The organism is Testudinibacter sp. P80/BLE/0925 (assembly GCF_053570785.1).
Genome location: NZ_CM131636.1, coordinates 23,830 through 38,651, shown reverse-complemented (window position 1 = coordinate 38,651; position 14,822 = coordinate 23,830). Strand labels below are relative to the sequence as shown.

Genomic DNA, 14,822 nt, shown 5'->3' with positions numbered 1-14,822 from the left:
CTGACCGCACTTTGCATAAAACAGGCGAAGTGCGGTTTCTCACCGAATAATAAAATGGAGAACATGATGAAAAATATAGCAAAATATCTGTTGCCACTGGCTGCCGCAATGGCATTAGCGGGTTGTCGCCTGAGTGATGTTAAAGCCGATGGCACAACCGACAATCCGATCTTCCCTGAAATCGAAGACGCCGGTGTGAATTTCAGCGGCTCGCAATACGGCATTTGGCCGAACTGGGACAACGTGCGCATGATCGAACAAGGCATGAACAAAGATCAGCTGTATTACCTGATCGGCAGACCGCACTTTAGCGAAGGGCTGTTTGCGGTGCGCGAATGGGATTATGTGTTCAACTATCGTCAAAACGGCGAGCACAAAATCTGCCAATATAAAGTGTTGTTCGACAAAGAGATGAATGCACAATCGTTCTTTTGGAAGCCGGCAGGCTGTAACAATCAATATGAATTATCCGGTGATTTTCTGTTTGATTTTGATGCCGGCAATTTAAATGCCAACGGCAAAGCGACCCTTGACGGCGTTATCAAAAATTTAAAAGCACAGAACGTGAAAGCGGTTGAAATTTCAGGTTATACCGATCGTCTGGGATCGGACAGCTATAATCTGGCACTTTCGCAGCGTCGCGCCGATGTGGTGAAGGCTTACTTTGTGCAACAGGGCTTTGCGCCAAGTACGGTCATGGCAATCGGGCGCGGCAAAGCGGATCAAGTGGCGGTATGCGAAACGGAACAAGGGCAAGCCTTGCGCGACTGCTTAAAACCAAACCGCCGAGTGGTGATTTCAGCAAAATAATTTGCTGACTTGTTCAAATTTATACCGCACTTTGCCATTAAAACGGCAAGTGCGGTTTTTTGTCTGTTTGATTGAAAACAACATAATGTGGTCTATAATATCAACAACGTTCAATAGCCCCTAATGGAGAGAGAATGGACAAAGAATATATTCAATGGCTAAGTGCCAAAGTAGAAAATGCCAGAGCTGATGTGACGGCAAAACGGATAATGACATTAGATGACGTTAAAAATAAGTTGCGTAAACAGCGTATTGAACGTGAAAAACTGCAGTTGGTCGAAAAAACAGCGTAATGAAAGTGTATATCACTCAAACGGCTTATGATGATTTAGTGCGAATTGATGAGCAGTTGATAACTTTATTGGCGAGGTTATTGCGGATAAAATTATAGCTGAGATTTATGCTGTGATTGAATTCGCGAGCGAACAGCCTGAAATGGGAGTTAAAGGTCTAATCCCGGGCACAAGAGAACTGTTCCCCAAATTAGGCAAATATCGCGTTGTCTATGAAATTGCGGGAGATGAATTGCACGTCCTCAATATCGTACTTGCCAAACAAAAATACCCTCTAGATCACTTTTTAGCTTAACCACTTTCTAAATGGTTCCAACCGCACTTTGCTATTTAATTAAGCAAGTGCGGTTTTTTGTTTGGTCAACTCAAGCTAAATTGTCATAAAAATTGGGTCAACGTGATCGATTACTATGATAGGTAAAATAAATAACCGTCATTATCCTTATAACTATTTCACCCCCCCCCCCCCCGATATATTCCAAAAAGGAATATGGGTGTTTTTTCATGATCGGAAAAAGCCTTGTTTTATCAATATTTGATGTAAAAATAAGCAATCCGAGCTGATGAATTTCAACCTTCGGTCAAGTAAGAGTGTTAACGTATCGTGATCTTTTTTATTGTGATTAATAGATTTTTTATGAAAATAAAAGTGTAAATTTATTTTGAATTTATCTAACGCTATGATTTAATTCGCGCGTCAAAATTTTGTAGTCTATTTGTAATATTGTTAAATCGAATAGAAGTAATGAAAATAATCAAAAGAGGCGAAGAAAAGTAATGAATAAAATCTATAGAGTTATTTGGAATAAAAACACACAGCAAATGGTTGTCGTGTCTGAATTGACGACAACACAAGGCAAAAGCACATCGGAATCAACCGGCAGTGCGAATCAAAGTGCGACCAATCGCCGCGGGCTGTTTTCTCATTTCATTTTTAACTTAAAGGTTTCAGTTATTGCGATTACAACGGCATTATTCGGTACGAATGCATTGGCGTATCAGGAGAACGGTAGCGGTGCGAGTGACAATGACAATAACGTGGTTATCGGTGGTGGCACGGATGTGAATCAAGCCTCAAAAGTAACGGGCGGTGGCGACAATTCGACCATCATCGGTGCAGGTGCAAAAGGCGTCGCCGCAGATAACGGACGTGCCGAAGGGGCAACCGCTATCGGCGCAGGCGCACAAGCCTCCGGCGGTGCAACTGCGTTGGGCTGGAATGCCAAAGTCTCAAATACGACCGGCGGTGTGGCTATCGGCTCGGATACCAGCGTCAGCGGCGCAAATGCAGTGGCGATGGGCTGGGCGGCGCAGTCGTATGCAGCGGCAGCGATTGCGATCGGAACACAAGCCATAGCCGATAGCGCTGTTTCACCGACCATTAATCAAGGCGCTAATATTTCGATTGGGGCACATGCTTATTCTTCAAATTTTGGTCCTGTTCAATTGATTGCTGATCGTACAAATGGCAATTCAGTAGCATTTCGCGATACAGATGAGGCTGGAACAATGATAACCGGCATGAAACCGTCTGCTGTCAGCATCGGCGAACACAGTAAAGCCTACGCCGGCAGTACCGCAGTCGGTTATAACAACCTTGCCGGGGTTGCTGGTGAAGAGGGTACAATGGCATTTGCATTTGGTAACAATAATGATGTCACCGGTTTTTATGCCACCGCACTGGGTTTGGCGAACACCTCGACTGGTACATCGGCCGTCGCCCTGGGAACGGTAAATAACGCCTCAGGCAATACGGCAATCGCCATTGGTCGTCAGGTTACGGCATCCGGCAATTATTCAACCGCACTTGGTAATGTAGCCACTGCAAGCGGCAATAATGCGTTTGCGGTCGGGCATTCTTCACAGGCAAGCGGAAACCGTGCAATTGCAATCGGTTCTTCAACCGCAACCACCAGTAATTTAGCAACGGGAACGGCAACACGGGCAACCAGCGCCGATGCCATTGCGGTCGGTACAAATTCCCGCGCCACCGGTGATGATGCGATTGCGATCGGTCAAGGAACCCGATCTGCACAAAAGAACACCACTGCAATCGGACGTGATGCACAATCACTTTCACCAAACAGTATTGCGATTGGTACAGATGCGAAAGCGCAAGGCGCAAATACCAGTGTAACTTCAATGACGGCAATCGGTCATAAAGCCTCTGCAACCGGACATCAGTCGATTGCATTGGGGACTGATGCCAGTGCAAGCGGCAGTTTTTCCGCAGCATTAGGTTTGTTGGCGAATGCTGTCGGTACGGAGTCCATTGCCCTTTCCGGTGACGCAACGGCAACACAAGCAGTCGCTTTGGGTTCCCGTTCAAGCGCAACCGTTGAAGGCGGCGTTGCCTTGGGTTCAAGCAGTGTTGCCAATCGGGCGGCGGGCTCAGCCGGTTATGATCCGCTCACATCAGCCGCCTCAACCGCAACGAATGCAACATGGCGCGCAACAACGGCAGCCGTCTCTATCGGCGGCAACGGTCAAACCCGTCAAATCACCAATTTAGCGGCAGGTTCTGCCGACACTGACGCTGTGAACGTGGCGCAATTAAAAAAATTGGCAGACAAACCGCTTACATTCTCGGGAGACAGCGGTACTGACATTCAGCGTACGTTAGGACAAACCTTAGAAGTGAACGGTGGCGCAACAGGTTCGTTGACCGATAACAATATCGGTGTCGTAAGCAATATAAATAATAATAGCTTAAACATTAAATTAGCTGAAAAGATTAATCTTGGTGTAAAAGGCAGCGTCCAAACCGGCAACACCTTAATGAATGATAATGGCGTCACCATTACCAACGGACCAAGCATGATTGTTGCCGGCATTAATGCGGGCAACAAAACAATCACTAACTTGGCCGAGGGCAAAGCCGATACCGATGCTGTGAATGTATCGCAATTAAAGAAAGTGGCACAACAGGCGGCAAAAACCGTTAACGTGGTTGACGGTAAAAATACCAGCGTGAGATCAAACACCGTTGGCGATGTCACCACGTATCAAGTGGATGCGGAAAAAGTCTTGGTTAGCGTGAAAGCCGACAGCGGCTTATTATTGGAAACCAACACCAACGAAAACGATAAAATTACCGGCTATGAATTGAGCTTAACCGAAGAAGCACAACGCTCATTGGAAAAAGCCGATGCAGCCCTGTCATCTTGGACGGCGCAAGTGAACGGTGAAACCGCTAAAACCATTGACAAAGATAAAAACAGTGTGAATTTTGTTAATGGCGATAATATTGTGATCTCCAATGAAAACGGTGATATTAAAGTTTCTACCGCTAAAGATGTTACTTTCGACAGCTTGACCGCAGGGGGCAATGTAGCAATCAACAAAGATGGTATCGACGCCGGTAATAAAGCGATAACTAACGTCGCCAGCGGAGGCAACGATGTCAACAATGCTGCCAATATCGGTGATGTGCAAAGTGCGGTTGCAGCGGCAAAAACCCATTTCTACAGTGTGAACAGCACTGACAAAACCGCCGGTAACTACGATAATAAAGGGGCGACCGGCACGGACGCCTTGGCGGCTGGTGTGGCGGCGAGCGCAACAGGCAATTATGCAACTGCGGTTGGTGCAGGTGCGCAGGCGACGAATGATTCGTCTACCGCAGTGGGTAATAATGCTAAAGCGCAGCATAGAAATACTCTGGCGTTAGGGAATACATCAACTGCCAGCGGTGCTAATTCGGTAGCCGCAGGTTATGCTTCGGGTGCAACCGCCACCAACTCTGTCGCAGTCGGTAGTAGTGCCAAAGCAGCAGGTGCTGCGTCGATTGCACTGGGAAATTCCGCCAGTGCAACCGGCACTAACGCCATTGCCATGGGGAGCAACAGTACGACCGGCGGAACGAGTGCAATCGCGATCGGTGAAGCGTCTAATGCTGCTATACGTGGTGTTGCGATTGGTGAGAAAGCAAGCAGTAATGCTTCTTCGGTCGCTATCGGTGAGAATGCTAAGGCAGCGGTAACCGCCGGCGATGTTGCCATTGGTCAAAACTCGACAACGATCGCGGCTACACAAGTGAGCAGCGCCACCGTCAACGGTATCAATTATAGCGGTTTTGCCGGTAATGCACCTAAAAATGCATTCAGTGTCGGCAGCGTCGGCGCAGAACGTCAAATTCAAAATGTGGCGGCAGGTCGTATCACGGCGACGTCAACGGACGCGATCAACGGTAGCCAGTTATATGCAGTTGCGGAAGTGGCGGGCAAAGGCTGGAATATTCAAGCTAACAGCGGCACGTCATCAAAAGTGGCGCCGGGCGATACGGTGAATTTTGTGAATGGCAGCGGCACGACTGCGGCGGTGAACACTGCGAATGGCACTTCAACCGTCAGTTATGCGGTGAATAAATCGGGTTTCACCGTAGCGGATAATGGCGATGTCAGTGCACAAAATGCAGGTGATAATTTTGCGACGGCAACGGATGTGGCAAATGCGATTAACTCGGCAAACAAAACCACTGTGGTGCAAGCAGGCAATAATGTCACGGTAAATGATCCAGTGGTCAACGGCACGGTAACTACTTATACCGTCAATGCTGATGGCACAAGTGTCTCCGCAGGAAGTGCGGTTCAAGTGACCAAAGGCGAGAAAGATAGCACTACGAATATGACGGATTACGCAGTTGATTTAACTGACGCCACTAAAGCAGACATCAAAAAAGGTGTTGAAGCTGCAACTGATATTGCAGACAAAGGCTTGACCTTTACCGGCGACAACAATAGCAAAACCGACGTTAAAAAGCTGGGTGAAACAGTGGCAGTGACAGGTGATGAGAATATTACCTCAACTGCCAGCGCGACAGGTATTGCCTTGGCGCTAAGCAAAAACCTGACGGTTGACAGCGTGAAAACCGGCAACACCACTGTGAATAATGACGGAATTACCATTGCTAATGGTACAAATCCGGTGAGTTTGACTAATACCGGCTTAAACAACGGTGGCAACACCATCACCAATGTGGCTGAAGGTGTGAACGACACAGACGCAGTGAACAAGTCGCAGTTGGATACCGTTGAAACTAAAGCGGACAATAACACAACCGATATTGCTAATTTGCAAAATCAAACGTGGAAACTACAAGCGAATAGCGATGAAGCAAGTGCGGTTAAAGCTAACGATACGGTGCAGTTTATTAACGGTGAGAATATCGATATCAGCCGTGACGGTAACAACATTACCATTGCCACGGCAAAAGAAGTGAGCTTTGATAAAGCCACTGTCGGCACCGGTGCGAACCAAGTGGTGTTGGACGACAAAGGTGTGAATGTTGGCGGCAAAACTTACATCAGCAAAGACGGCATTAATGCGAATAGCCAAGTTATCAGCAATGTTGCCAGTGGCGGTGATGTGACCGGCAATGCGGCGAACATCGGCGATGTACAAAAAGCGGCGGCGGCAGCGAAAAGTGAGGTCAAAGCCGGTACGAATGTGGCGTCAGTGACATCAGAAACCGGTGCGGATAAACAAACGGTTTATACCGTGAATGCCGACGGCGCTAGTGTTTCTGCGGCAGAAGGAAGTGCGGTCAGTGTGACTAAAGCCGAGAAAAACAGCAGCACCAACATCACTGATTATGCGCTGGACTTAACCCAAACCACCAAAGATAACATCAAAAAAGGCGTTGACGCCAAAGAGGCAGTTGACAGCAAAGGCTTAACCTTTACTGGCGACAGTGGCAGCACCGATGAAAAACTGTTGGGCAGCCAAGTTGCAGTTAATGGCGATAACAATATCACTACCACGGCAAGCGCAGATGGGGTGAAAATTGCACTAAACAAAGCATTGAACGTGGATAGCGTTACCGCAGGGAATACTACGCTTAATAATGATGGCGTGACAATCACGGGTGGAACCAATAATGTCAGTTTGACTAACACCGGGTTAAATAACGGTGGCAATCAGATTACGAATGTTGCCAGTGGCGGTGATGTGACCGGCAATGCGGCGAACATCGGCGATGTACAAAAAGCGGCGGCGGCAGCGAAAAGTGAGGTCAAAGCCGGCACTAACGTTGCTTCAGTGGAGGAGAGCAAGGGTGATAACAATCAAACCGTTTACACTGTCAATGCAAATGGCGCCAAAACTTCAGCCGGTTCAAGTGCGGTTACAGTAACATCCGCTACGCCGGATACGAATAATGTAACCGACTATAAAGTGGATCTGTCAGACGCGAGCAAAGAAAGCCTGACTAAAGCCGATAGCGCACTTCAATCTTGGACGGCGCAAGTGAACGGTGCGGAAGCGAAAGTGGTGAATAAAGATAACGCGAACGTCAATTTTGTGAATGGCGGCAATATTGAAATCACTGCCGAAGCAGACGGCGATATCAAAGTCTCGACGGCAAAAGAGGTTAGCTTTGACAGTGTGACCCTTAATAAGGGTGGAAATGTTGCCGAAGGCAGCAAAAGTGCGGTCAACGGAGGTGATGTTTATCGCGCGATTCAAAATAGCGAATCCCAATTCCAAGGGGATAACGATACTGTGATTAAGCGTAAACCGACGGAAGTGTTGCGTATCACCGGCGGAGCAACAGGCGACACCACGGCGAATAATATCAAAACGGTAGGGAATGCCGACGGCTCTATTGCGATTCAATTGGCGAAAAACCTTACCGGGTTGAGCAGTATTGCGACGGAAACAATCAAAGTCGGCGATAAAGTTGAAATCAATAAAGACGGTATCAACGCAGGCGGCACAACGATTAGCAATGTTGCCAGTGGTGGTACGAATGCCAATAATGCGGCGAATATCGGTGATGTGCAAAAAGCGGCGGCGGCAGCGAAAACTGAAGTTAGCCAGGGAACAAATGTGGCTTCTGTCGTGAAAACCGAAGGGACGGACGGGCAAAGTGTCTATACCGTGAATGCCGACGGCGCCAGTGTTTCGGCAACGGAGGAAAGTGCGGTTAAAGTCACGAAAGGGGCGAAAGATAACACCACAAATGTGACGGATTACGCACTGGATTTAACCGATGAGACGAAAGCGGAGATTAAGAAAGGTGCTGAGGCAGCGAACGATATTGCCAACAAAGGCTTAACGTTTACGGCGGATAACAATACCACGACCGGCGTTAAAAAATTGGGTGAAACGGTTGCAATAACTGGTGATGACAATATTACGACAACCGCCAGCGTAACGGGCATTGCTTTGGCATTAAACCCAAATTTAAATGTCACCAGCGTCACTACGGGCAATACCACAATGAGTACTGACGGTGTGACCATTAATGCGCCAACCGCAGATAACCCAACGAACACGGTTAGCCTGACGAATAGTGGCTTAAACAACGGTGGCAATAAAATCACCAATATTGCCGATGGTACAGAGGCAAATGATGCGGTAAACAAATCGCAGTTGGACGAGTTGGCGAAAAACATCGCAGCCGGTGAGAAAAGTGCGGTTGTCAAACAAGGCAACAACACCACTGTTACGTCAACCGTTGATGGCAACGTGACGACTTATACTGTGAATGCCGAAAAATCAACGGTTTCCGCAGCAGATAGCGGCGGTTTAGTGGCAACGCCAACGGAAGACAAAGCAAACAATGTGACTGACTATGCGATCAGTTTGTCACAAGCGACTAAAGATAGTTTGACCAAGGCAGACGGTGCGCTTCAATCATGGACGGCGAAAGTCAACGGCAACGATGTGAAAACGGTGGATCAGAAAGATAACAGCGTGAACTTTGTCAACGGTGACAATATCGTGGTTTCTAACGAGAACGGCGATATTAAAGTCTCGACGGCAAAAGATTTGACGGTGGATAGTGTGACTAGCGGTGATACCAAAGTGAATAGCGACGGTATTACGATTGCCAATGGTGAAAATCCGGTGAGTTTGACCAGCAGTGGTTTAAACAACGGCAATAACAAAATTACCAATGTGGCTGACGGTGCGGTTGCCGCCGACAGCAAAGAGGCGGTGAATGGCGGTCAGTTGTTTGCCACCAATCAAAATGTAACGACCAATGCGAATAACATCACTAACTTGCAAAATCAAACCTGGAAGCTACAAGCCAATGGCGATGAAGCAAGTGCGGTTAAAGCCAGTGATACCGTGCGGTTTGTTGATGGCGACAATATTAACATCACCCGTGACGGCAATAATATTACTGTCGCAACGGTGGCGGCGCCAACCTTTAGCGATGTTAAAGCAACGAGCGTTACCGCAGGGAATACTGCGCTTAATAATGATGGCGTGACGATCAATGGCGGTGCAAATAATCCGGTGAGTTTAACCAATAACGGATTAAACAACGGCGGCAATACCATTACTCATGTCGCGAACGGAGAAAACCCTACCGATGCGGTTAACAAGCAACAATTAGACGCGGTTGAAACGGCTGCCGGTAACAAATTAGGCGACTTTACCGTCGGCGCAGACGCACAAGCCAAAGCGGACGGTATTGTGATCAATAATGACAGTAAGCGTTTTGATGTGGTTGGGCACAACGGCGTAGAAACCGCAGTTAGTGATAAGCAAATTACGGTAGGTTTAAATGCGGAAACCCAAGCAAGCCTGAAAAATGCCGACAGCGCACTTCAATCTTGGACGGCGCAAGTGAACGGCACGGCTGTGAAAACGGTGGATCAAAAAAATAACAGTGTGAACTTTGTCAATGGTGACAATATCGTGGTTTCCAACGAGAACGGCAATATTAAAGTCTCGACGGCAAAAGAGGTTGCGTTTGACAGTGTGACCATTAATCATGGCGGAAGTGTAACCGAAGGCAGCAAAAGTGCGGTCAACGGCGGCGATGTTTATAATGCGATCCAAAACAACACCGCCCAATTTAAAGGGGATAACGACACCATTATCACGCGTAAACCGGCTGAAGTGTTGAGCATTACCGGTGGTGCGACCGATGAAACCACGGCGAACAACATCAAAACCATCGGCAGCGCAGACGGCTCAATTGCGATTCAGTTGGCGAAAAACCTGACGGATTTGGCGAATATTGCTACCGAAGCGCTGAAAGTTGGCGATAAAGTTGCAATCGATAAAAACGGTATCAACGCAGGCGGCACAACGATTAGCAATGTGGCTGACGCTGTGAACGGCAAAGACGCGGTCAACAAAGACCAGTTAGACGCCTTGGCGAAAAACATCGCAGATAACGAGAAAAGTGCGGTGGTTGAAGCCGGTAAAAATGTCACGGTTGATAACAGCACCAGTGCTGACGGCAAGGTTACCACTTACACCGTAAATGCAGAAAAAACCACGGTATCCGAAGGTAACGGGATTACGGTGACTGCCGGCGAAAAAGATGATAACGGCGTAACCGATTATAAAATTGCGTTAGACAAAGACATCACTATCGGTAACGATGACGAAGCCGGTGCATTGGCAATCAAAGGTGCCGATGGCAAAGACGGTATCAGCCTGAACGGCGCCGACGGCACCATCGGCTTGAACGGCAAAGACGGTGCAACGGCGACTATCGGGGTGAAAGACGGCAAACCGGGTCTAAACGGCGCAGACGGTACAACCCAACCGCGCTTAACGGTTGGCGGAAACGAGATCGCGACATTGAATGACGGTTTGAAATTTAAAGGCGATGTCGGCGAGGTGATCCCGAAAGCCTTAAACCAAACCTTAACCATTAAGGGCAATGTTGCGGAAGAGGCGGAAGTAACCGATAAAAATATCCGTGTGGATAATGAAAACGGTGATCTGGTGCTGAAAATGGCACGTAATCTGCAAAATCTCAGCAGTGCGACTTTTGTGGATAATGATGGTTTTAGCAATGTTATCAATGCGAAAGGTATGACAATTGCTTCTGCAAATCCGAATAAAGCACCGGTAAGTTTAACTGAAAACGGCTTAGATAACGGTGGTAATCGAATTCAGAATGTTGCGAATGCGGTGAATGATAGTGATGCCGTGAATTTAGGTCAGTTGACTGACGCCATTATTGATAGCGTTGCTTATGGTCGAGTAGTCGTTAAAGCCGGCGAAAATACGAATGTGAAAACAGAAGGTGAGCGTCTTAATGGTGGTGCAACTTATACCGTTAATGCGGATAAGAGCGTGGTTACTGCAGAAAATGGCGGTTCAATTACGGTCACACCAACAGAAGTTACGAATGCCGATGGTGTTAAAACGACCACGTTTGCAGTGAAGCTGAATGATGACATTAGTGTGAACAGCGTTACCGCCGGTGATAACGTGAAGTTAGATACCACAGGTTTAACCGTTGGTGATGTGAAGATTAGCACCGACGGTATTAATGCCGGTGACAAACAAATCACGAATGTAGCAAACGGCAATGTCGCAAAAGACAGCAAAGATGCGGTTAATGGCGGTCAGTTGTTTAATCAAGCCGAGGGGGTGAAAAATCTTATCGGCGGAGCAACCACTTATGATGCCGCAACCGGTACTTATACCAATAACAATATTGGCGGTACGGGGCAAAACACGATTGACGCTGCGATTAAAGCGGCTAACGATCAAGCCAATGCTGCGGCAGAACAAGCCGGAAAAGGCTGGAATTTATCGGTCAATAACGGTGTTAATGCAGGGAATATCGCACCGGCAGCTACGGTAGATCTGAACAATAGCGATAAGAATATTGTGATCAGCAAAGCCGACAACAATGTAACCTTTGATCTGGCGAAAGAGCTTACGCTCGATAGCGTGAGCATTAATAAACCGTCTGAAGTAAGCGCTGGCAGCAACAATGTGGCGACCACAGGGCAGCTGCATAATACCGCCAACGCGGTTGCGACGGCATTGGGCGGTGGTTCGACAGTGGATGCCAACGGGAACGTGACGGCACCGACTTATACTATCACTAAAACCGATGGTTCGACGGTGACAGCCAATAGCGTCGGCGGTGCGTTGAATTATTTTAACCGTGAAGTGGTGAAACCGATCACATTTGCCGGTGATGAAGGCAGTTATGAAGCCAAGTTGGGTAATACGGTGAATGTGAAAGGCGGTAATAATATTAAGACCGCAGTGAGTGGCAACACCTTGACAATTAGCATGACGGATACGCCGGAATTTACCAGTATCACCACGGGTAATACCACCATGTCGACAGCGGGTATTCGGGTGAAAGGCGGTGCAAACGGTGATGTATCCTTAACCGCAAACGGTTTGAACAATGGCGGCAACCGCATTACCAATATTGCTGACGGTGTTGAAAATAACGACGCGGCGACGGTTGGTCAGGTGAAATCAATGGGTAACGCCTTGAACGGTCGTATTAATGAAGTTGACGGCAGAGCCCGTGCCGGTATTGCCGGTGCCTTGGCGACCGCCGGTTTGTATCAAGCCTATCTGCCGGGTCACTCAATGGTGGCAGTTGGCGCGGGGACTTTCCGGGGTGAGAATGCGTTGGCAATCGGGGTGTCGCGTGTTTCCGACAACGGTAAAATCGGGGTTAAACTGAGCGGAATGTCAACCAGCCAAGGTGATGTCGGCGGTTCGGTCAGCGTGGGTTATCAGTGGTAGTAAAATAATAGGGGCGGATTCGCCCCTATAACAATAAGGATGAGAATAATGAAAAACACAATAAAAAAAGCATTTCCGTTGGCGGCGGCATTTTTATTAGCCGCTTGCGGGAATTTAAGCGATGTCAAACAAGACGGCACAACCGATAATCCGATCTTTCCTGAAATTGAAGACGCCGGCGTGAATTTCAGCGGCTCGCAATACGGCATTTGGCCGAATTGGGACAACGTGCGCATGATCGAAAAAGGGATGAACAAAGATCAGCTGTATTACCTGATTGGCAGACCGCACTATGCGGAAGGGCTGTTTGCGGTGCGCGAATGGGATTATGTGTTTAACTACCGTCAAAACGGCGAGCACAAAATCTGCCAATATAAGGTGTTGTTCGACAAAGAGATGAACGCACAATCATTCTTCTGGAAACCGCAAGGCTGTAACAATCAATATGAATTATCCGGTGATTTTCTGTTTGATTTTGATGCGGGTAATTTAAATGCCAACGGCAAAGCGACCCTTGACGGCGTTATCAAAAATTTAAAAGCACAGAACGTGAAAGCGGTTGAAATTTCAGGTTATACCGATCGTCTGGGATCGGACAGCTATAATCTGGCACTTTCACAGCGTCGCGCCGATGTGGTGAAAGCCTACTTCGTACAAAACGGTTTCGCGCCAAGTGCGGTCACGGCAATCGGGCGCGGCAAAGCGGATCAAGTAGCGGCGTGCGAAGCGGAACAAGGGAAAGCCTTGCGCGACTGCTTAAAACCAAACCGCCGCGTAGTCATTTCGGCAATAAAATAAGCCGCAATTCAAAAGATAAGCCGTGTTGATTAACACGGTTTTTTTATTTCCATCCCTCCGCATGTGGAGGGAGAGAAAGGATCTGAAACATAGACGTTGTTATCGGTTTGAACCGTGTTGATTAACACGGCTTTTTTTATTTCTCTCCCTCCGCATGCGGAGGGAGTACCATTTTTCGAAAGAAAAATGGGGAGGGAAAGGCTCGTTTTTTGCGTTTATAATGTGGTTAAATAGTTGATAATGGCGGTGCCGGTTGTATTATTTTGCGGAGATAGATTTTCGTTTAGTGTGCTTAATAATTTTTGTACCTCAGAATTTGAATCTTGCGCTGCTTGTCGTTGATAAAATTTTAAATTATTAATGGTGATATCTCTGATATGTGGCTCGGGATTGGAGAATAAGATTTTTTTACAGCAGTCATAGCCTAATTTAAAATCATCTACGTAATAAGCACTAATCGACAATTCAAAATCGATCCAAAAATCATGCACGGATTTTTTAACGAATAAAATATCATTCTGTGGAAATGGAATGTTTTTGGCAATTAACCCAAGTTGATAGGCTAATTTACATTTCCCTTGGATACGTAATAAACGCACTGCATTATATAAACATTCGATCCGCTTCGGATTATAATCATACCCTTCTAGCCAAGTATAAATGGCAGTTTGATAAGCATGATTTTTTTCGTAACAAATACCGAGATTTTCATAAGAACAGGTGACTTCCTCGATCCAACCGCCCAGATTGATCCGTTGCTGATACCATTCGATGGCTTTGTCATATTGTTCCGCATCACGGTAAGATTGAGCGCAGTAAAAGGCATATCGCGCTTTTAAATCCTCATCGTCGGGTTGCTGATAAGCCGTCTCTAACAACTTAGCATCTTTCAGATATTTATTCGGATCTTGGCTGCGATTGCCAAAGCGCCCGGAAATAATATGGTAGTCGCCATTAATAAACGCTTTTGAAGGATTTTGTTGTTTGGATTCCAAAAATTCGTGTAACACGCTACGCCAAAAAAATTGCCGATTATTTTTAATTAGCAATGGGCGTTGATAATCAGTCCCCTGATTGGACATTAAAAAATAATAACTGTCGGCGGTTAAGTCCGGTAAAGTAAATGTGCCCGTAAAACGATCATCGGCATCAAAAATAAAAACATAATCGGCTTTGCCTTGGCATTGTTCTAATGCCAAATTACGGTTATATGAAAAATTAACCCAAGCATGATGGTAAATTTCACCCGGAATGTTATGCTGAGCAAAAAAATCCGTAATAATTTCGACGGTGCGATCGGAAGAGCCGGTGTCGGAAATAACCCAATAATCAAGATCAATATGCTGAATAATATTGCTTAATGTATCCTGAATAATATTCGCTTCATCTTTGACAATCATATTTAGACAGATTGTTTTTTTCATGCTCCTTCCTTAACGCTAA

Annotated in this window: 6 protein-coding genes; 5 read left to right on the top strand and 1 reads right to left on the bottom strand. The window is 46.8% G+C overall.

The annotated features are described in order from the left end of the window. The first annotated feature begins 66 nt into the window (after nucleotides 1-66). The 5 genes from ACWA5Z_RS00130 (at nucleotide 67) to ACWA5Z_RS00110 (ending at nucleotide 13,379) form a co-directional block, all read left to right on the top strand. Nucleotides 67-810, top strand: a complete 744-nt coding sequence (locus ACWA5Z_RS00130) for an OmpA family protein (protein ID WP_431054254.1) — start codon at nucleotides 67-69, stop codon at nucleotides 808-810. Nucleotides 811-944: 134 nt separating this feature from the next. Next, the gene (locus ACWA5Z_RS00125) at nucleotides 945-1,103 is read left to right on the top strand and encodes a hypothetical protein (protein ID WP_431053211.1); all 159 of its coding nucleotides are present in this window, start codon (nucleotides 945-947) and stop codon (nucleotides 1,101-1,103) included. Between the two features lie 112 nt (nucleotides 1,104-1,215). Beyond that, nucleotides 1,216-1,398: a hypothetical protein gene (locus ACWA5Z_RS00120; RefSeq protein ID WP_449343108.1), complete on the top strand. Its 183-nt coding sequence runs from the start codon at nucleotides 1,216-1,218 to the stop codon at nucleotides 1,396-1,398. Between the two features lie 482 nt (nucleotides 1,399-1,880). Then, nucleotides 1,881-12,581, top strand: coding sequence for an ESPR-type extended signal peptide-containing protein (locus tag ACWA5Z_RS00115; RefSeq protein WP_431053209.1), 10,701 nt, complete (start codon nucleotides 1,881-1,883; stop codon nucleotides 12,579-12,581). A gap of 48 nt (nucleotides 12,582-12,629) precedes the next feature. Next, nucleotides 12,630-13,379: an OmpA family protein gene (locus tag ACWA5Z_RS00110; protein WP_431053207.1), complete on the top strand. Its 750-nt coding sequence runs from the start codon at nucleotides 12,630-12,632 to the stop codon at nucleotides 13,377-13,379. A gap of 215 nt (nucleotides 13,380-13,594) precedes the next feature. On the opposite strand, the gene ACWA5Z_RS00105 is transcribed toward ACWA5Z_RS00110, so the two are convergent. Then, nucleotides 13,595-14,803 (bottom strand): glycosyltransferase, encoded by a 1,209-nt coding sequence (locus ACWA5Z_RS00105; RefSeq protein WP_431053206.1) that lies wholly within the window; start codon nucleotides 14,801-14,803, stop codon nucleotides 13,595-13,597. Nucleotides 14,804-14,822 lie beyond the last annotated feature (19 nt).